The organism is Ancylobacter sp. VNQ12, from assembly GCF_049445835.1.
Taxonomy (GTDB): domain Bacteria; phylum Pseudomonadota; class Alphaproteobacteria; order Rhizobiales; family Xanthobacteraceae; genus Ancylobacter.
The window spans coordinates 22,980-40,037 of record NZ_JBMSDU010000030.1 but is presented as its reverse complement, the minus strand read 5'-3'; the positions used below and the strand labels follow the sequence as shown (position 1 = coordinate 40,037).

Annotated in this window: 19 protein-coding genes and 1 pseudogene; 12 read left to right on the top strand and 8 right to left on the bottom strand. The window is 67.4% G+C overall.

The genetic code is table 11. The annotated features are described in order from the left end of the window. Window positions 1-114 precede the first annotated feature (114 nt). The 6 genes and pseudogenes from ACO2RV_RS23430 to ACO2RV_RS23405 all read left to right on the top strand — a co-directional run bounded on the left by ACO2RV_RS23430 (window position 115) and on the right by ACO2RV_RS23405 (window position 3,822). Window positions 115-558 carry a tyrosine-type recombinase/integrase gene (locus tag ACO2RV_RS23430; RefSeq protein WP_423296623.1) on the top strand — a complete coding sequence of 148 codons (444 nt, stop codon included), beginning with the start codon at window positions 115-117 and terminating at the stop codon, window positions 556-558. Next, complete coding sequence (locus ACO2RV_RS23425; RefSeq protein WP_423296622.1) at window positions 552-1,472, top strand: tyrosine-type recombinase/integrase; 921 nt, start codon at window positions 552-554, stop codon at window positions 1,470-1,472. The genes ACO2RV_RS23430 and ACO2RV_RS23425 overlap by 7 nt, the downstream gene beginning before the upstream one ends. Continuing rightward, complete coding sequence (locus ACO2RV_RS23420) at window positions 1,469-2,473, top strand: tyrosine-type recombinase/integrase (protein WP_423296621.1); 1,005 nt, start codon at window positions 1,469-1,471, stop codon at window positions 2,471-2,473. Before ACO2RV_RS23425 ends, ACO2RV_RS23420 begins: the two co-directional genes overlap by 4 nt. Window positions 2,474-2,928: 455 nt before the next feature. Then, complete coding sequence (locus ACO2RV_RS23415; RefSeq protein ID WP_078709509.1) at window positions 2,929-3,228, top strand: DUF736 domain-containing protein; 300 nt, start codon at window positions 2,929-2,931, stop codon at window positions 3,226-3,228. Between the two features lie 160 nt (window positions 3,229-3,388). Next, a pseudogene (locus ACO2RV_RS23410) lies at window positions 3,389-3,559 on the top strand (DUF736 domain-containing protein); the annotation flags it as partial. Window positions 3,560-3,627: 68 nt separating this feature from the next. Beyond that, entirely contained in the window at window positions 3,628-3,822 is a 195-nt protein-coding gene (locus tag ACO2RV_RS23405; RefSeq protein WP_423296620.1) for a hypothetical protein, read from the top strand. A 51-nt stretch (window positions 3,823-3,873) separates the two neighbouring features. On the opposite strand, the gene ACO2RV_RS23400 is transcribed toward ACO2RV_RS23405, so the two are convergent. After that, window positions 3,874-4,122, bottom strand: a complete 249-nt coding sequence (locus ACO2RV_RS23400) for a WGR domain-containing protein (protein ID WP_244451071.1) — start codon at window positions 4,120-4,122, stop codon at window positions 3,874-3,876. 84 nt (window positions 4,123-4,206) lie between these two features. Continuing rightward, entirely contained in the window at window positions 4,207-4,668 is a 462-nt protein-coding gene (locus ACO2RV_RS23395) for a thermonuclease family protein (RefSeq protein WP_423296625.1), read from the bottom strand. 601 nt (window positions 4,669-5,269) lie between these two features. On the opposite strand from ACO2RV_RS23395, the gene ACO2RV_RS23390 reads away from it, so the two are divergent. Continuing rightward, on the top strand, window positions 5,270-5,776 hold the full coding sequence (locus tag ACO2RV_RS23390; protein WP_423296619.1) for a hypothetical protein: 507 nt from the start codon (window positions 5,270-5,272) through the stop codon (window positions 5,774-5,776). Between the two features lie 62 nt (window positions 5,777-5,838). On the opposite strand, the gene ACO2RV_RS23385 is transcribed toward ACO2RV_RS23390, so the two are convergent. The 4 genes from ACO2RV_RS23385 to traC are packed head-to-tail and all read right to left on the bottom strand — an operon-like array spanning window position 5,839 to window position 9,472. Next, complete coding sequence (locus ACO2RV_RS23385) at window positions 5,839-7,035, bottom strand: DUF1173 domain-containing protein (protein WP_423296618.1); 1,197 nt, start codon at window positions 7,033-7,035, stop codon at window positions 5,839-5,841. After that, window positions 7,032-8,963: a Ti-type conjugative transfer system protein TraG gene (gene traG, locus ACO2RV_RS23380; protein WP_423296617.1), complete on the bottom strand. Its 1,932-nt coding sequence runs from the start codon at window positions 8,961-8,963 to the stop codon at window positions 7,032-7,034. Before traG ends, ACO2RV_RS23385 begins: the two co-directional genes overlap by 4 nt. Then, window positions 8,956-9,171, bottom strand: coding sequence for a type IV conjugative transfer system coupling protein TraD (gene traD / locus ACO2RV_RS23375; protein ID WP_423296616.1), 216 nt, complete (start codon window positions 9,169-9,171; stop codon window positions 8,956-8,958). Before traD ends, traG begins: the two co-directional genes overlap by 8 nt. A gap of 4 nt (window positions 9,172-9,175) precedes the next feature. Continuing rightward, entirely contained in the window at window positions 9,176-9,472 is a 297-nt protein-coding gene (traC, locus tag ACO2RV_RS23370) for a conjugal transfer protein TraC (protein WP_423296615.1), read from the bottom strand. Window positions 9,473-9,726: 254 nt separating this feature from the next. On the opposite strand from traC, the gene traA reads away from it, so the two are divergent. The 5 genes from traA to ACO2RV_RS23345 are packed head-to-tail and all read left to right on the top strand — an operon-like array spanning window position 9,727 to window position 15,893. Further along, a complete protein-coding gene (traA, locus tag ACO2RV_RS23365; protein ID WP_423296614.1) occupies window positions 9,727-13,029 on the top strand; it encodes a Ti-type conjugative transfer relaxase TraA in 3,303 nt (1,100 codons plus the stop codon). Beyond that, window positions 13,026-13,553 (top strand): conjugative transfer signal peptidase TraF, encoded by a 528-nt coding sequence (gene traF / locus ACO2RV_RS23360; protein ID WP_423296613.1) that lies wholly within the window; start codon window positions 13,026-13,028, stop codon window positions 13,551-13,553. The genes traA and traF overlap by 4 nt, the downstream gene beginning before the upstream one ends. Window position 13,554: 1 nt before the next feature. Beyond that, window positions 13,555-14,709, top strand: a complete 1,155-nt coding sequence (locus tag ACO2RV_RS23355; RefSeq protein ID WP_423296612.1) for a conjugal transfer protein TraB — start codon at window positions 13,555-13,557, stop codon at window positions 14,707-14,709. Window positions 14,710-14,722: 13 nt separating this feature from the next. After that, the gene (locus tag ACO2RV_RS23350) at window positions 14,723-15,328 is read left to right on the top strand and encodes a TraH family protein (protein ID WP_423296611.1); all 606 of its coding nucleotides are present in this window, start codon (window positions 14,723-14,725) and stop codon (window positions 15,326-15,328) included. Window positions 15,329-15,377: 49 nt separating this feature from the next. Continuing rightward, complete coding sequence (locus ACO2RV_RS23345; RefSeq protein WP_423296610.1) at window positions 15,378-15,893, top strand: DUF3016 domain-containing protein; 516 nt, start codon at window positions 15,378-15,380, stop codon at window positions 15,891-15,893. 72 nt (window positions 15,894-15,965) lie between these two features. Here the strand turns inward: ACO2RV_RS23345 and ACO2RV_RS23340 are convergent, their stop codons facing one another. Further along, the gene (locus tag ACO2RV_RS23340) at window positions 15,966-16,382 is read right to left on the bottom strand and encodes a DUF5615 family PIN-like protein (RefSeq protein ID WP_423296609.1); all 417 of its coding nucleotides are present in this window, start codon (window positions 16,380-16,382) and stop codon (window positions 15,966-15,968) included. Then, window positions 16,379-17,032, bottom strand: a complete 654-nt coding sequence (locus tag ACO2RV_RS23335) for a DUF433 domain-containing protein (RefSeq protein ID WP_423296608.1) — start codon at window positions 17,030-17,032, stop codon at window positions 16,379-16,381. The genes ACO2RV_RS23340 and ACO2RV_RS23335 overlap by 4 nt, the downstream gene beginning before the upstream one ends. Window positions 17,033-17,058: the final 26 nt, after the last annotated feature.

Sequence of the window (17,058 nt, the reverse complement as noted above, 5' to 3'; positions counted from 1 at the left end):
TCGTATCCACGCCCTTCATCCCCAGCCCGCCCGTCGCAACCAAACGACGGACCATGAGCCAAGAGGGGGGTCAAAATTACACGCCGATCCCCCTCACAACGGGGTCAATCTTCCATGCCGAAACACACCTTCGACGCGATCGACTGGGTGACCAGCCGCATAACCCTTGCTGGCAAGGTCCGGCGGGAAGAGCGCCTGCCGCTGACCCAAGAGATCGGCGACGCCATCCTCGCCTATATCGAGCGGGCGCGGCCACGCATCGCGACGACGCGGGTGTTCCTGACGGACACGGCGCCTGTCCACCCGTTGAGCCGCATCGCCGTGAAGTGCATCGTGCGCCGCGCCCTCGACCGCGCCCAGATCCGGAGCGTTCATCGTGGCGCCCATGTCCTGCGCCACTCCGCAGCGACGGCGATGCTGCGGAGCGGCGCGAGCCTTGCCGGCGTCGGCGCCGTGCTGCGGCACCGCTCGCCATCGGTCACCGCGCTCTATGCCAAGGTGGACATCGGCCTCCTGTCGGAGATCGCGCAGCCCTGGGGCGGGAGGCTGCCATGCTGAGCGACGATGCCAACCGCTACATCACTTTGCGCCGCACTCTTGGCTACAAGCTGGTCAAGGCCGAACGGCATCTTCGCGCCTTCGCGCGCTTCGCCGCCGGGCGGGGCGAAGCGCATATCCGCACGGCATCCGTTCTCGCCTGGCTGGCAACAGTCGCCCGGACGCCGGGCGCCCGTGAGCGGCGCCTGACGGACCTCATCCTGTTTGCGCGCTTCCTCCATGCTGAAGATCCTCGGCATGAGATCCCGCGCGCCGACCTCGCGCCAAGCCGGAAAGCGCGGCCGATCCCCTATATCTACACGCCCGACGAGATCGCCCGCGTCCTCGATGCCGCCGGCAGGCTCCGGCGTCAGAAACCCAATCCCCTGCGGCGCCAGCTCTACGTCATGCTGTTCGGGCTGATCGCCGCCACGGGATTGCGCATCTCGGAGGCCCTTGCGCTCAGGCTCGACGACATTGGGCCTGATGGTGTGCTGCACATCCGCGAGACCAAGTTCCGCAAGAGCCGGCTCGTGCCGCTGCACGCGACGGTCATCGAGGCGCTCGAACGCTATCTCGATGTCCGCCGCCAACGCGCCGGCGAAAGCGACTGGTTGTTCCCATCCGTCCAGCACAGGCAGCTGTGCCCGACGACTGTGAACTATACCTTCCGTTGCATCCTGCGCCGGGCGGGGATCGCGCCCGAGCGAAGCCGGCAGCCTCGCATCCATGATCTTCGCCATACCTTCGCAACCCGCGTGCTGGAACAATGCGGCGCCGAGCGTGGTGTGGTCGCCCGGCACTTCGTCGCCCTGTCGACCTATCTGGGCCATGCCGATATCCGGAACACCTACTGGTATCTTGAGGCGACGCCGGAAATGATGGCGGATATCGCCTCGGCTGCAGAAATGCTGGTCGGGGAGAGCGTCGCATGACGAAGCTCGCCCCTCTCATCACCGCCTTCCTGCGCGATTACATGCCTCGCCAGAGAGGCTACAGTTTACAGAGCTGCGAGACATATGCGTTCAGCTTCAAGCTGCTGTTCGACTTCGCCGCGAAACGGCTGGGCACCCGACCATCACGGCTGACCATCGAAGACCTCGACGCGCCGATGATCGTGGCCTTCCTCGCCCATATCGAACAGGAGCGCGGCAACGGCGCTTCCACACGCAACCTACGGCTCGCCGCCATCAAGACGTTCATGCGTTATGTGGAGCACAAGGTCCCCTCCGCCCTGGAGCAGATCGGCCGGATCCATGCGATCCCGGCCAAGCGCCATGACCAGAAGCTCATCCGTCATCTGACGATGGAAGAGGTCCGCGCGATCCTCAACGCCCCCGATCCTGCGACACGATCCGGTGTGCGCGACCGGGCCATGATGCACCTGTGCTTCGCCGGGGGCTTGCGGGTCTCTGAGCTGGTCGGCGTTCTGACCGAAAACCTGTCGCTCCAGCACGGCGCAAGCGTGATGATCCGGGGCAAGGGCCGCAAGGAGCGCTGCCTGCCGCTCTGGAAGGAGACGGCGCGGGATCTTCGCGCCTGGCTGAGCGTCAGGGGCGCGGTCCGCGTGCCGGAGCTCTTCGTCAATGCGCAGGGTGAGTCGATGACCCGTGCAGGGTTCGAGTATGTGCTCGACAAGCACGTCCGCAAGGCGGCCGAGACCTGCGCATCGCTGCGCGATCGGAGGGTCTCGCCACATCAGCTCCGACACAGCTGCGCGGTCATCATGCTGCAGGCCACCCACGACATCCGGAAGGTCGCCCTGTGGCTTGGTCATGCCGATATCCGCACGACGGAAATCTATCTTCGCATGGACCCCTCCGAAAAGCTGGAAGCGATCGAGGCGGTCGTCCTGCCGGAGCTCAGGCGTGGCCGGTTCAAGGCACCGGATGCGCTGATCGCGTCCTTGCTCTCGGACCTGGAGGCACCGGCCTGATCGGAACGGTCCTGCACCGGCATCGTGTTCGACACGGCCTGTGCCGTGTGGGGCGGGGCATGTGTCGTTGGGCCGGAGGCAGGTGGCCGTGACCGCGGGAGGGTGACGCACCGGCGGCGCTGAGCATGCTGATGAGGCGCCGACCGCCAGCGTCGATCTCTGTCGATCATGCGACGAAGCCCCCAGGCGGCCTCTCTTCTGGGCTGGTCTGGCGCCGGCCCGGCCTTGGCCTGCAACGGCTCCGCCGACCTTCTTCCCCTGACCGCAAGCGGTCATTCCTCGCGGGACAACAAGCTCGGCTGCCGCCGTCCTCCGCTGCCGCTGCGGCCCCGAGAACCACCCCATCGCGCAAGCGCGCCGGGGACCCCGGTGGGTGCAGCCGTCCGGTCCGTCGCCTCTCGACCGCCATCGAGGCCGCATCGGGCGGCTTCGGGCAAAGCTCAGGAGATACGACAATGGCTCAGATCGGCACCTTCACCCGCGACGAGAACGGCGCCTACGCCGGGACGATCAAGACCCTCACCCTCAACGTCAAGGCCACCATCAAGCCCTGCGACCGCGACAACGACAAGGCGCCCGACTACCGCGTCACCGCCAACGGCGTCGAGTTCGGCGCCGGCTGGAGCCGGACCGCCCGCGAGACGGGCGCCGAATACCTCTCGCTCAAGCTCGACGATCCGTCCTTCACGGCCCCGGTCTACGCCTCCCTGGTCCAGGGCGACAAGGGCGAGCACAAGCTCATCTGGTCGCGATGACCGGCCAAGGGCGCTCCGCTTCCCGCGGGGCGTCCGCCTTCCACCCTCGCAATTATGCGGAGCAGAACCCTGCCGAAACCGGCGCCAACACAGACCTCACAGACCAGCGCTCCGCATAATCCCCCTCTCCGCATAATCGACGTTATGTGGAGCTCCACATAACGCCGAGCTCGGCGCGGCCTGGCAGCGGACCGCCGAGGAGACCGGCCGTGACTACCTCTCGGTCAAGCTCGACGATCCGTCCTTCCGCGAGCCCCTCTATGCCACCCTGGTCGAGGTCGACGGCGAGGAAGGCCTGCAGCTGATCTGGTCCCGGCCGCGGCGGGATTGATCGCAGCGACGCGAGGGCTCCGCCGCAAGGCGGGGCCTTCGTCCTTTCCGGCACACGAGGAGACCCCGATGACGCGATCCTACTCATCACAGCGCCGACACCCGCATCCCGACGACATCGTTCTCTGGCCCGACGGCACCTGGGCCACACTTCAGGACGTGCGGAACGGCGATTTCGACTGGATGTTGGACGACTATGAAATCATCGACCACATGGACGACGCCCGGCTGAAGGCGGCCGGTGTCATCGACGAGACCATGTGACGCCTCCTGGCCGGCAGCGCTTCGCTTGCCGGCCATTCTTGTGGGGACGGTTCAATCCGCGTCGCGGTAGCCCCGCCGCCGCTTGCTGCGCTCGAGGCGGCTCAGCGCATCATCCGCTTCGTCCGGCCGGTCGAAGGTCTGCATCATGGCCTGGCCGTTCGATCCAATCCGGCCCCAGTTGCGGATGACCGAAGCGCCGCCGAACAGCGTCGGCTGGATCGCCAGCGCGTAGAAGCGCCGCATGTTCTGCGTCGGGTCGATGCGGCGAAGATGGACGGGTCGGCTGCCCTTCTGGGTCATGCCGGGAGTCTCGCCGCCGCCGCATGCGGCGTCCAACGCGTTTTTCGAATCGGTCCGGCTCGACCGATTCATTGAGCTGATGCCTCAGTCGCACCAGCTACGCCGGCCGCCGTCCCAGCACCGGACAAGCCCTTCGGCGACCAGGCGCTCGCCGATCGAGCGTCCCGCACGCAGCACCGTGCGCAGCTTGCGGCCGAACGGGTCTTCGTCCCGCGAGCCCGCGAGCAGTGAAAACGGCCCGGCGTTCAGCCGCGCCCGCAGCCTGTGCTTCGCAGCCTCGCCCAGCTCCCTCTCATGTGCGCAGCGTGGCGGCGTGAGTTCCTGAGCGTCGATGTCGGCGATCCGGATCTTTTGTCGTCCGAGCCAGAATGTGTCGCCGTCGACCACGCAGTCGAACCGCCGGGCGCTGCCACAGATGGAGAACGAGGCCGTCACGGTATCGGAAATCGCACCCCGCGTCGGCTCAGCATGTCCGCGACATGGCCAATGAAGCGCGGCGAGGGCGAGCGCGGCGACGAGAGCGCCTCTGATAGGGAGAACAACAATTCTGCGGGAGCGCTGCTCAGACCGCCCGGCCGAACCGAGCTGCGATGCTGTCGTTCCGAACGGAAGGATATGGTCAATGCGGTGTGTCTTTCTCCGATCGAAACCGGGGCAGGCCGGACGACCCGGGTGGCGTTTGGCATCAGAATAGCCAGCCCGGCAAGACATGCGGCCACCTGCAAGGAGATCTGGGCGAGCCGCCTGCGGCGGACTGGCTCTACTCGCGCCGCTGCGCACCGCTCCCGGAGCCCGCGATGCGGTCTCCGCCCATGCGGGTGACGATCCATCTCGCTGGACGAGGTCGCCCGGATCGACCGGGCGCCCTGTCGCGAGGGCGACCCTCGCGCACCCTGCCGGCTGGTCGCCGGATGCGGGCACGGCGCCCGGCGGGCGCCGTGGCTTTCCTCTCTCTCTGACGTCCGATCATACACCCGCCGCTCCGGCGTCAAGGACATCGCGGTTCCCCCAATTTTCCGCCGCCGCCCGGGAGGCGCCGCCGGAAAATCGGCACCCCCGCTCGCCGCCGCAGGCGGTCGCTTCGCGATCCCTGACTCCTCGCGCCTACGGTGCAGCCGCCTTTCGTCAGAACGAAAGGAGACACCCCATGTCCGACATCGACTACCTCTCGCTGTTCACGCGCCTCAACGGCTTCAGGTTCATAGCCAGGATCAGTCGCGTCGGTTGCGACAATGATCTCGCGCGCAGCGCACACGACCGGCTCGTCGCCAAGCTCGGCGAGCTGATCGAGCTGATGATACGCGCGGTGGAGGCGCAGCGGTGCGCGCGAGACGGCGCCGACCCGGCGCGCGCCGAGCAGGCCGCCGAAGACCTCTATTGGATCGAGGCGGAATTCGAACACCGCTGGATCGCGCAGCCGCAGCCGCTCCTCGATCATCTCGACATCGACCTCGCGACGCAGGAGATATTCGATCCCCGCACGAGGCGCTGGTACGCGCTCGCCGAATGCGGCCCGTCGCTGCGCGAGGTGAGTGACCGCAGCCTCTGCGGTCTGCGCCAGATCATCGACCAGATCGCCTGCGAGACCGGCGTGAGCTTCCATGCCCGCCGCATCGTCTACGGGCCCGCAGAGCTGGCGCCGAGCGGCCGCTGAGCCGCAGGCGAGAGGCGGTCCGGCCGCCTCTCGCTCTCGCATGGAAGCCACCTCCGACCACGTCATGCCGGAAGCTCCGGCATGGCTCCGTCGCTGATGTTCCAGGTCCACGACGCGATGCCGCTCTCGGCGATCAGCTCGTCGAGCTTTTCCCGATAGTCGGCCTCGGCGCCGTCGGGCACGATATACATGCCGAGCGGTGCGGCGCCGTCCTGCCACAGAACAACGCAGGCCATCGGGTGCGCGGCCGGCAGGTTGTAGCGCAGGCTCTTGACGAAGCTCGCGCTGCGCTTCGCCAGCGCGTCGATCAATGCCGCCTCATAGCGGTTCTCGAATGGGATCCAGCGATCGGTGACGACCATGAGCGCGATCGCCTCGATCGAGGCGATGCCGGCGGCATCGATACCGAAGGTGGCGATCGCGATCAGATGCGAATCCGCCGTCGCGTTCCACAGCGCCAGCTCGTGGGCGAACACCGCGTTGATCCGCCGATGCACATCCTCATTCAGCATGAAGGGAAAGCGCGGCAGATGCTTGATCACGACGCGGTGGCCGAAGCGCGCCGGTGCGATCTCCTTGACCTCGCCGATCAGCATGGCGAGCGAGCGGCGCTTGCCCTCGGCCTTCAACGCGCGGCTGAGGAACGTCTCGCGCCGCTGCCCGATCGCGGCGTCGCGATCGGCGTCGAACATCTCGGGAATGAACAGGACGTCCGCGAGCGCCTTGCCCTTCGCGGTCTTGCCCTCGGCCGCCTCGAGCAGGAACTTGCGCAGCACCGCCCAGTTGCGCCGTCCGGTCATCGCCGGACGCCAGCGATTGAACTCGGCCTGCTCCCACAGATAGTGCAGCAGGGCGCGCAGCGAGAGGCGCGAGCCGTCGGTTTTCACCGCGCCGGCATCGGTCGCTTCTCGCGGCGCCGGCGCCGTCCGACCGGCCTGCTTCGACAGGCTGAAATCGAGCTTCAGCAGGGTGACGCCGTCCTCGGCGTTCTCGACGATCGCCTCGCCGTCGACGGTTCCGCGGCCGGACAGCGCATGCGGCGGCTCATAGGAATCGCAGTCGGGATCGTGCCGCGGTCCGCTGCCCGGCATCCGCTTCAGCACATGGCGCCCGCCCGCGCGCGCGACATACATCGGCACGCCCTCCGGCTGGCACAGGCACAGCGGATGCTCGCGCCGCGCAAAGGCGTCCGCCAGCCGCACCGCGATGTCGCCGGCTGTATCCTCCACCTCGCTGTCGCCGATGCGCAGCCGTCTCAAAGCGCTCCTCCCTGCACCGCCTCTTTCCGGTGGAACCTGTTTTCGCCGACGCAGCTTCTCATGTCCTCGCGGCGGAACCAGATGGCCCGCCCGCAGCGCAGCGGCGGATTGCCGGCCGTGAACACGATCTGCTCGTCGGCGCGCATGCGCAGCACCTCGTGCGGCAGGATCAGCGGGCGGCGCGCCAGCTGCTTCGAGCGCGTGCGCGACGATCCCGACATTTGCGAGGAGCGGCTGAGCTGGTCGACCTCGACCGTGGTGTCGCCGCAGCGCTTGGAGATGTAGTCGGCAGTTTCCGGATCGTTGATCGCCGCGAAGCTGATCCAGGACGCCGACTCGAACCATTTCGACGTGGAGTCGCGACCGCCATAGGCCTCGCGCATCTGGCCGATCGACTGGAACAGCAGCGTCATGGTGATGCCGTATTTCCGGCCGGCGTCGCGGGCGGTTTCGAGGATGCGCAGGAAGCCGAGCCGGGCCACCTCATCGAGCAGGAACAGGGTGCGATCCTTCACCTCGCCATTGCGGTTGTAGATCGCGTTCATCAGCGCGCCGATGATGACGCGGGCAAGACCCGGATGCGCCTCCAGCACCTTCAGGTCGAGCGCGATGAAGATGTCGGTCCCGCCGTCGGCGAGCTCGTCGGTGGTGAAGCTGTCGCCGGAGACCAGGGCCGCATAGTTCGGATAGGACAGCCAATGCGTCTCCTTCACCGCATTGGCGTAGACGCCGGAAAAGGTCTCCGGCGTCATGTTGACGAACACCGCGACATTCTCCTTCACGAAGTCCGATCCCGACTGCTCGTAGATCCTCGTCAGCCGCTCGCGCAGCTTCGGCTCCGGCTCCGAGAGGTTGGCGCGGACCTGCCGGAGCGTCTGGTCCTTCTTTTCCGTATGACCCGACAGGCAGACATCCGCGATCAGCGCCGTCAGAAGCTGCATCGCGGAGGCGCGAAAGAAGTCGTCGCGCGCCGAGACCTGGCGCGCGTTGTCGGTCATCACCCAGGTCGCGACCGCGACGATGTCCTCTTCCTTCGTTCCGCCGAAACGGCCGATCCAGTCGAGCGCGTTGAAGCCGGCGGCGACGTCGGCCGGATCGAGCACCACCACCTTGCGGCCCGCCTTGCGCCGATGGCCGATCACCATCGGCGCCACCTCGGATGAGGGGTCGAGCACCACGAGGCCGCCGCCCCATTTCAACGCCGAGGGAATCGTCGCCGACGTGGTCTTGAAGCCGCCGGAGCCGGCGAAGACGATGCCGTGCGACGAGCCGAACGAGCCGTCGAAGCAGAGCAGCGGCGAGCGGCCGCCGCTGCCCCAGCTGTCGCGGCTGTCGGCGCGGAACGCGATGCCGGCGACGGAATCGCGATCGACCCGGTAGCGCTCCCCGATGACGATGCCGCCAGCATCGCCGAACAGCTTGCCGGCGGCCTCCATCTTCATCCAGTCGGTCTCGCCATGGATCGCGCGCCGACCCTTGATCCGGCGCGGCGTCGCTGCTGCGAAGGCGGCATTTCCCTTGATGGCGACGCGTAGCGCGAACATCGCGCAAATGAATGCGATCGCCGCCCCGACGCTCGTTCCCGGATCGGCATAGGCAAGCACGGATTGCCCCGCCGGCACGCGGGCCGCCAAGGCCGCGAGGCGCATGCCCTCGCGGATGACGGCGATGCCGATGACGACGGCGCTCCCGGTCACGACGCCCCATCCGACCGCCCTGATCGCGATCGCGCCGGCCGCGGCGAAGAGCAGGATCAATCCGATCCCGCCAGCCAGGGCATAGGGCAGCGCGAGCCCGGCACGGCCGAGCATCAGGCGCGCGGCCTCGGTCTTGCCAAGGCCCGCCAGCCAGCGCTCGGCGCCGGTCGTCGTGACCGCCACGGCGATCATGATCGCCGCCTGCAGCCCGGCCAGCAGCACCCTATTCATGATCGCGCCCGAAGGCCTCCGCGCCGATGGCGCTGAGCCGCGTTCGCTCGGCCTCGTCCTCGCTGGCGCGGCGCTGCCCGTCGATCAGCAAGCCGAGCAGCAGCGCGCGCTTCTCGTAGCGCAGGCCCGCCTTCACGATCAGGCCGCCGAGCTCGATCTTCTCGCGCGTTTCCTTCTTGCGTGCGTCCGATGAGCTCGACCGGCGCATGCGCTCAAGCCTCGCGATCGCCGCCCTGAGCCGCGCTAGCCGCGAGCGTCGTGGACGCCCCGCCATTTGGCTGCCGGCCTGCGCCGCCCTTTCTTCCGCTCGATGCGCCGCCGTCGTCGCGAAACCGTTTCGCCACCTCCTCGAAAGCCGAGAGCAGCGCCGTCTCCTCGATCTCGATCTCGCCGATCCCAGCCTTCAGCGCGATCCGGCCGATGCGTTCGGCCTCGCGTGTCTCGGCCTGCCGCAGCTGGTCCTGCAGCCTGGCGATTTCCTCCCTGATCTGTCGCGACGGCTTCTTCATTCCGGTTGACCCTTCCGCTGTCCGGTATCCGCTGGGTTGAGGCCCAGCTTTCCCCGGATGAGCGCCAGCGGCGACTAGTAAAAAAGCTAGTCGGCGAAGCCGACGCCGCTTGAGATCATCCCGGCCGTTCCGAAGGAGCGGCATCCAAGGGCGCAGTAATACGTCGCTGCCGCGACGTGCTGCGCCGGCCCTGGCGGGGCCGGCCTCTCCCGACGAACACGCCGTTCGAGACCTCGAGGGGAGACGCCGTCACCGTGGCGATCACGCATTTCACGCCCCAGCTCATCGGCCGCGGCAATGGCCGCAGCGCCGTGCTGTCGGCGGCGTATCGCCATTGCGCGCGGATGGAATACGAGGCCGAGGGGCGGACGGTCGACTATTCCAACAAGCGCAATCTCGCCCATGAGGAGTTCATGCTGCCGGCCGACGCGCCGGAATGGGCGAGGGCGCTGATCGCCGACCGCTCGGTCGCGGGCGCCGTGGAGGCGTTCTGGAACAGGGTCGAGGCGTTCGAGAAGCGCGAGGACGCGCAGTTCGCCCGCGAATTCATCATCGCGCTGCCGGTCGAGCTGTCCAAGGAGCAGAACGTCGCGCTGATGCGGCAGTTCGTGCTCGAGCAGGTCCTGGCGCGCGGGCAGGTGGCCGACTGGGTGTATCACGACGAGCCGGGCAATCCGCACGTCCACCTGATGACGACGTTGCGGCCACTCACCGAAGATGGGTTCGGTCCGAAGCGCATCCCTGTCATCGGCGACGACGGCGAGGTGCTGCGCAACAAGGCCGGCAAGATCGTCTACCGGCTCTGGTCGGGCGAGAAGGCCGAGTTCCTGGAGCAGCGCAATGGCTGGCTCGACCTGCAGAACCAGCATCTTGCGCTCGCCGGCCTGGATATCCGCGTCGACGGGCGCTCCTATGCCGAGCGCGGCATCGACCTGGTGCCGACCACGCATATCGGCGTCGGCGCCAAGGCGATCCAGCGCAAGTCGGCGCGCGAGGGCGAGGCGGTCGATCTCGAACGACTGAAGCTGTTCGAGGCGCAGCGCACCGAAAACCGCCGGCGAATCCTGAACCGTCCGGAGATCGTGCTCGACCTGCTGACGTCGGAGAAGAGCGTCTTCGACAGCCGAGACATCGCCAAGGTGCTGCACCGCTATGTCGACGATGCCGGCACCTTCCAGCAGCTGATGGCGCGCATCCTCCAGAGCCCGGACCTCCTACGCATCGAGCGCGAAAGCGTCGACTTCGCGACCGGCGAGAGAATGCCGGCGCGCTACACGACGCGCGAGCTCATCCGTGTCGAGGCCGGCATGGCGAGGCAGGCGATCTGGCTGTCGGAGCGCGGGTCGCATGGCGTTCGCGAGCGCGCTCTGGAGCAGGTGTTCGCCCGCCATGATCGGCTGTCGGACGAGCAGCGCACGGCGATCGAGCATGTGACGAAACCGGGCGGGATCGCGGCCGTCGTCGGCCGCGCCGGCGCCGGCAAGACGACCATGATGAAGGCGGCGCGGGAAGCCTGGGAGCTCGCCGGCTGCCGCGTGGTCGGCGCGGCGCTCGCGGGCAAGGCCGCCGAGGGTCTGGAGAAGGAGGCGGGCATCCAGAGCCGCACGCTGGCGTCCTGGGAGCTTCGCTGGAAGCAGGGCAGGGACATGCTCGACGCCCGCACCGTCCTCGTGCTCGACGAGGCCGGCATGGTCGCCTCCAAGCAGATGGCGCGCTTCGTCGAAGCGGCCGTGAGGGCCGGCGCGAAGCTGGTGCTGGTCGGCGATCCCGAGCAGCTGCAGCCGATCGAGGCGGGCGCCGCATTCCGCGCCATCGTCGAGCGCATCGGCTATGCCGAACTCGAGACGATCTATCGGCAGCGCGAGCAATGGATGCGCGCCGCCTCGATGGACCTGGCGCGCGGCCGGATCGCGGAGGCGCTCTCCGCCTATCAGCAGCAGGGCCGGGTGCTCGGCTCGGTTCTGAAGGCCGAAGCCGTCGCCAGACTGATCGCGGACTGGAACCGGGACTACGATCCCGCCAGGAGCTCGCTGATCCTCGCGCATCTGCGCCGCGACGTGCGCATGCTCAACACGATGGCGCGCGAGAAGCTGGTCGACCGCGGCCTCGTGGGTGAGGGTCACGCGTTCCGCACCGAGGACGGCGCCCGCAAGTTCGATGCGGGGGACCAGATCGTCTTCCTGAAGAACGACAGCGCCCTCGGCGTGAAGAACGGCATGTTCGGCAAGGTGGTCGAGGCCGTACCGAACCGCATCGTCGCGGCGATCGGCGAGGGCGAGCAGCGCCGTCAGGTGACGGTCGACCAGCACCTCTATCGCAATGTCGACCACGGCTATGCCACCACCATCCACAAGGCCCAGGGCGCCACCGTCGACCGCGTGAAAGTGCTCGCCTCGCTCTCGCTCGACCGCCACCTGACCTATGTCGCGCTGACCCGGCACCGCGAGGACATGGCGCTCTACTACGGGCGCCGCTCCTTCGGCTTCCATGGCGGGCTGGCAAAGGTCCTGTCGCGACGCAACGCCAAGGAGACCACGCTCGATTATGAGCGCGGGACGCTCTACCGGCAGGCGCTTCGCTTCGCCGAGAACCGCGGCCTGCACATCGTCAAGGTCGCCCGCACGCTGCTGCGCGATCGCGTCGACTGGACGGTCCGGCAGAAACAGAAGCTCACCGATCTCACTCAGCGCCTGCGCGGCATCGGCGCGCGTCTCGGCCTGTTCGATCCCCGTCAGACACATAGCCCGAAGGAGGCCGCAGCGATGGTCGCCGGCGTTACCCTGTTCACCAAATCGATCCAGGACACGGTCGAGGAGAAGCTGCGTGCGGATCCTGCCGTTACCAAGCAATGGGACGAGGTTTCGACCCGCTTCCGCTATGTCTTCGCCGATCCGGAGACGGCGTTCCGCGCCATGAATTTCGACGCGGTCCTGTCGGATCCCGCTGCGGCGAAGACGACGCTGGATCGGCTGGTCGCAGAACCGCAGGCGCTCGGCCCCCTCAAGGGCAGGATCGGGCTTCTCGCCGGCAAAGCCGATCGCGAGGACCGCCGCGTCGCCGAGCTCAATGTCCCGGCGCTGAAGCGGGACATCGAACGCTATCTCAACCTGCGCGAGGCCGCCGTGCAGAAGCTCCAGGCCGACGAGCAGGCGATGCGCCATCGCGTCTCGATCGACATCCCGGCCTTGTCCCCGGCGGCGCATCGCGTGCTCGAGCGGGTCCGCGACGCCATCGACCGCAACGACCTGCCGGCCGCCCTCGGCTACGCGATCTCGAACCGCGAGGCGAAGACCGAGATCGACGCATTCAACAAGGCCGTCGCGGAGCGGTTCGGCGAGCGCACGCTGCTGACCAATACCGCGCGCGACCCCTCCGGCAGGATCTTCGACAAGGCGGCCGACGGGCTCGCTCCAGGCGAGCGGCAGAAGCTCGCCGAGGCCTGGCCGACCATGCGGACCGCGCAGCAGCTCGCCGCCCACGAGCGCACCGCCGCGACCCTGAAGCAGTCGGAGAACCTCCGCCAGTCGCAGCGGCAGACGCCGGTGATGAAGCAGTGAGGCGGCCTGGCATCCTCATTGTGCCGGGCGCGGCGGCGTCTCTCATCCTGCTTGCCGGCATCGCCTGGTTCGGCGGCCTGCGCCTCAATCTCACGCGCAGCTATCCACTCGGGCTCTGGCGGATCGAGCCGCTCGACCGGCCGCCGGCCGCGGGCGATCTCGTCTTCATCTGCCCGCCCGACAGCGCCGCGTTCCGCATGGCGCGCGAGCGCGGCTATCTCGGCGGCGGCCTCTGCCCAGGCTGGTTCAGCCCGCTGATCAAGACGGTCGTGGCGACCGAAGGGCAGGCGACCGAAATCGGCGCCGGTGTCTCTGTCGATGGGCGGCCGATTCCCCATTCCGATCTTCGGCCGACCGACGCCGCGGGCAGGGCGCTCACGGCCTTTTCGGGTGGGCCGGTTTCGCCCGGTTCCCTGTTCCTCCACTCCGATTTCGCGGGCTCCTATGACTCACGGTATTTCGGGCCGATCCCGGCCAGCGGTGTGCTCGGCCGCGCGCACCCGCTCCTCACCTTCGAGCCGTGACATGACGCGGGATCTGGTGCTGATCCTGATCGCCGCGCTGGTCGGCGTCATCGGCTGGAGCGGCGAGCCGCTGGCGCTGCCGCTCGCGATGCTGTTCCCGGCGCTATGGGCCTTCGCGCGCAGCCGCTTCGTCGCAGCGCTGGTCGCGGCAGCCTATTTTCTGGCGGCGTCTCGCGGCCTGCCGCAGGGGGTCGCGAACTTCTATGGCTCGGACATCTGGCCCGGCCTGTTCCTCTGGCTCGTCGCGTCGCTCGCCTTCGTAGCCGTCCACGGGTTGCTCTGGACGACCCGGCCCGGAGGAGGCAGGGCGGCGAAGTTTGGGCTGGCGGCTGCTTTGATGGCGGTGCCGCCCTTCGGTATCGTGGGTTGGGCGCATCCGCTGACGGCCGCCGGCGTGCTGTTTCCCGGATGGGGCTGGCTGGGACTTGCGGCCGCCGTGGTCGGCCTCATGGCGATGACGACGCGAGCCTCGCCGATCGCGGCGATCGCGCTCGGCGGGTTCTGGCTGTGGTCGGTCGCGACATGGACGCCGCCGCCGCTCCCGGAAGGATTCCGGGGCGTCGACCTCGATATGGGCCAGAGCCTCGGGCGCGACAGTACGCTCGAGCGCCAGCGCGACCTGATCACTTCGGTCATGCGGGATGGAGAGCAGGGCGCCAGGATCGTGGTGCTCCCGGAAAGCGCGCTCGGGTTCTGGACGCCGAGCGTCGAGCAGCTGTGGCGTGACGCGCTCTCAAGCGGCGACATCGCGGTGATCGCTGGCGCTGCCGTCATCGATCCGCAGGGCTACGACAACGTGCTGGTCGCGATCTCGGCGGACAAGGCCAGCATCCTTTATCGCGAGCGCATGCCGGTTCCGGTCTCGATGTGGCAGCCCTGGCGCCGCCTGGTCGGGCGGGCGGGCGGCGCAAGGGCGCATCTTTTCGCCAACCCGGCGGTCGAGCTCGGCGGCCAGCGGATCGCGCCGCTGATCTGTTACGAGCAGCTCGTCGTCTGGCCCATCCTGCAGTCGATGCTGCGCCGGCCGGACGCGATCGTCGCCACCGGCAATGGCTGGTGGACCGTCGGCACCTCGATCATCGACATCCAGAACGCCAGCACGATCGCCTGGGCGAGGCTGTTCGGCGTGCCGCTCGTCACCGCCTTCAACCGATGAACAGGGAGTTCTCATGGTCGACGCCGCCCTCATCCAGCAATGCGCTGATCCCGGCCTGAAGCCGGCGATCGTCGAGAAGTTCATCGCGAAGGCGGGCTCGCCCGATCCGCTGGCGGTCACCGTCCGATCCGGCCAGCGCGTCGTGTTGGTGCCGCGGCCGGGCACGGCGGAGGAGGCCATGGCTCTCGTCCGCCAGCATGTCGGCAAGGCCGTCGTGCGGGTCGGCGTCACCCAATATCCGGCGGGGCTCGGCGTGAGCGACGTCTCGGAGCTGAAGCCCGATCTGGTCGACGCCTGCGCCAACATCCGGATGGGCACGAGGCTCTTCGCCAAGGTCTACCGGATCGTCACCAAATGGTACGGCAACGCCGTTGACGAGGCCTTCGACGATGCGATCGACGCCTGGAAGACGGGGAGTTTCGAGGGAAAGGCGATATTCAGCGAGCCCGATCCCGGCGACGTGAGACTCGCGGTGCCGGCTCCGGCGGAAGCAGATCGGAGCGAAGCGGCCCCAACCGAAGCCGCGGGACCGGTTCGCCCCGAACCCGTCGATCCGAACAAGGCGGGGATCCGCATCGATTTGTCCGGTATCGGCGGCAGCCGGCCAAAGTCCGATTGATGAATTGTCGTCGCGCATAGCCTATATTGGTCCAAGGCAAGATCGGGCGATGGAGCAAGCCATGCGCAGGATGTCGATTGTCGCTGCTGGTCTGGCGGCCCTGACGCTGATGACGCAGGCAGCCACCGCATCGGTCCAGGTCACGTTCGTAAATCCGCAGAATTACAACGATCGAGATTTTCGCAGCTCGGGCACGCGGGACGGGGTCATTGCTGAGTTTCAGCGTTACTTCGGTCGACTGGGCTCGCGATACTTGAAGGACGGACAGTCGGTGCGGATCGAGGTAATCGACGCCAGGCTCGCCGGCGAATATGGGCCGTGGCGGCCGCGCTTCAACGACGTTCGCATTCTGCGCGACATCACCCCGCCGCGCTTCAAGCTCCGCTACACGCTCACGCAGGGAAAGAGGGTCCTCGCCAAGGGCGAGGAGACCGTCTCCGACATCAACTATCTCTGGAATCCGTCCGCCCAGAATTCCAGTGAGCGCTTTGCCTATGAGAAAGACATGCTGCGCGACTGGTTTCGCAAGCGCTTCGTGGAGCTGAAGGCGCCGCGTGCGAGCTGACGCGCGACCGGGGTGTCATCGGACCGACGCCGGTGCAGGCCAACGCGAGAGGTTTCGGAGATAGTGCCGCCATCAATCGTCGGGGAGGGCATAGCGGACGATACGCAGCGCTTCCTCGTCCTCGAGCGTCACTTCGAGGACCTGGTTGACAAGATCATCGTCGTGATCGAGCTCGAGCAGGGCCTGTTCGAAGAGTTCGATCTGCATGTCGAGGTCCATACCGGGCGGACCGTTCAGGCAGATGAGACCCGCATGGATGGCGACGTCCGAATATTGTCCTCGGGAGCCGGGCCTATCTTTCGGTCCCCTGAAATCAACCGAGTTCTTGGTCACGAAAGTCCAGTCACCACCGAGAATGATGGGCTTCAACTCCCAGTCCTTGAGCCCGGCCAGTCCCAGCCACACGACATGGCTGGCTTCCCCATGTCCTTTCTCGTGCGCGATCTTGACGAGCTCCGGACTGAGGCATTCGTCGATCAGGAACTTCATCCCGCCTTCCTGAGGCGAGGGACCCGACGATCGGTGACGACGACGGAGCCCTCCGGAAGGGTGCCGCTCGCGCGTGGCCGCCCGCGCACCGGGTTAGCCTCCGCATAAATCGTCGCGAGGCGAACCTTCTCGGCATCGAGGCTCGGATAGGCCGCCAGGATGCGATCGAGCGAATGGCCGGCCGCCACCGATGCGGCGACGTCGTAGACGGGGACGCGGGTGCCGCGGAAGACCGGCGAGCCGCCGAGAACATCGTCGGACGACATGACCATCTCGCGGGCGGCCTCTAGGTCGGAGAGCCGCTCACTCGTGCGCTTCAGAAAAGGGATGAGATCAATCGTCAGGAAGTCATGACGCACGGTCCAGTCCTCGCGCAGGAGTGCCGCCCATGCGAGTTTTCGGGAGCGGGCAAGCCTGGGCGCAATTGCGCGGATCGCGGCGAGGCGCTCTTCCGACGTGAGATGCGCCGCAGCCTCGAAGTAGAAGCTGATAAAGGAGCAGGCGCCGGCGAAGACGAGCCGGCCATTATCTTTCGAAATGAACGCATCGGGCAAGATGTGCTCATCAATCGCGCGATTGACGTCGCGCGCGCTGACCCGCGACACAACGGCGGCTTCCGTGACCTTCAGCATTTCTGCGACCGCTGACATGATGCGCTCCTAATAAATCGTCCGAC

Excerpts from the sequence above, each read along its gene's own strand:
- ACO2RV_RS23430 (WP_423296623.1), top strand. The coding sequence starts at position 115 with ATGCCGAAACACACCTTCGACGCGATCGACTGGGTGACCAGCCGCATA.
- ACO2RV_RS23425 (WP_423296622.1), top strand. The coding sequence starts at position 552 with ATGCTGAGCGACGATGCCAACCGCTACATCACTTTGCGCCGCACTCTT.
- ACO2RV_RS23420 (WP_423296621.1), top strand. The coding sequence starts at position 1,469 with ATGACGAAGCTCGCCCCTCTCATCACCGCCTTCCTGCGCGATTACATG.
- ACO2RV_RS23415 (WP_078709509.1), top strand. The coding sequence starts at position 2,929 with ATGGCTCAGATCGGCACCTTCACCCGCGACGAGAACGGCGCCTACGCC.
- ACO2RV_RS23405 (WP_423296620.1), top strand. The coding sequence starts at position 3,628 with ATGACGCGATCCTACTCATCACAGCGCCGACACCCGCATCCCGACGAC.
- ACO2RV_RS23400 (WP_244451071.1), bottom strand. The coding sequence starts at position 4,122 with ATGACCCAGAAGGGCAGCCGACCCGTCCATCTTCGCCGCATCGACCCG.
- ACO2RV_RS23390 (WP_423296619.1), top strand. The coding sequence starts at position 5,270 with ATGTCCGACATCGACTACCTCTCGCTGTTCACGCGCCTCAACGGCTTC.
- traG (WP_423296617.1), bottom strand. The coding sequence starts at position 8,963 with ATGAATAGGGTGCTGCTGGCCGGGCTGCAGGCGGCGATCATGATCGCC.
- traD (WP_423296616.1), bottom strand. The coding sequence starts at position 9,171 with ATGCGCCGGTCGAGCTCATCGGACGCACGCAAGAAGGAAACGCGCGAG.
- traC (WP_423296615.1), bottom strand. The coding sequence starts at position 9,472 with ATGAAGAAGCCGTCGCGACAGATCAGGGAGGAAATCGCCAGGCTGCAG.
- ACO2RV_RS23355 (WP_423296612.1), top strand. The coding sequence starts at position 13,555 with ATGACGCGGGATCTGGTGCTGATCCTGATCGCCGCGCTGGTCGGCGTC.
- ACO2RV_RS23350 (WP_423296611.1), top strand. The coding sequence starts at position 14,723 with ATGGTCGACGCCGCCCTCATCCAGCAATGCGCTGATCCCGGCCTGAAG.
- ACO2RV_RS23345 (WP_423296610.1), top strand. The coding sequence starts at position 15,378 with ATGGAGCAAGCCATGCGCAGGATGTCGATTGTCGCTGCTGGTCTGGCG.
- ACO2RV_RS23340 (WP_423296609.1), bottom strand. The coding sequence starts at position 16,382 with ATGAAGTTCCTGATCGACGAATGCCTCAGTCCGGAGCTCGTCAAGATC.
- ACO2RV_RS23335 (WP_423296608.1), bottom strand. The coding sequence starts at position 17,032 with ATGTCAGCGGTCGCAGAAATGCTGAAGGTCACGGAAGCCGCCGTTGTG.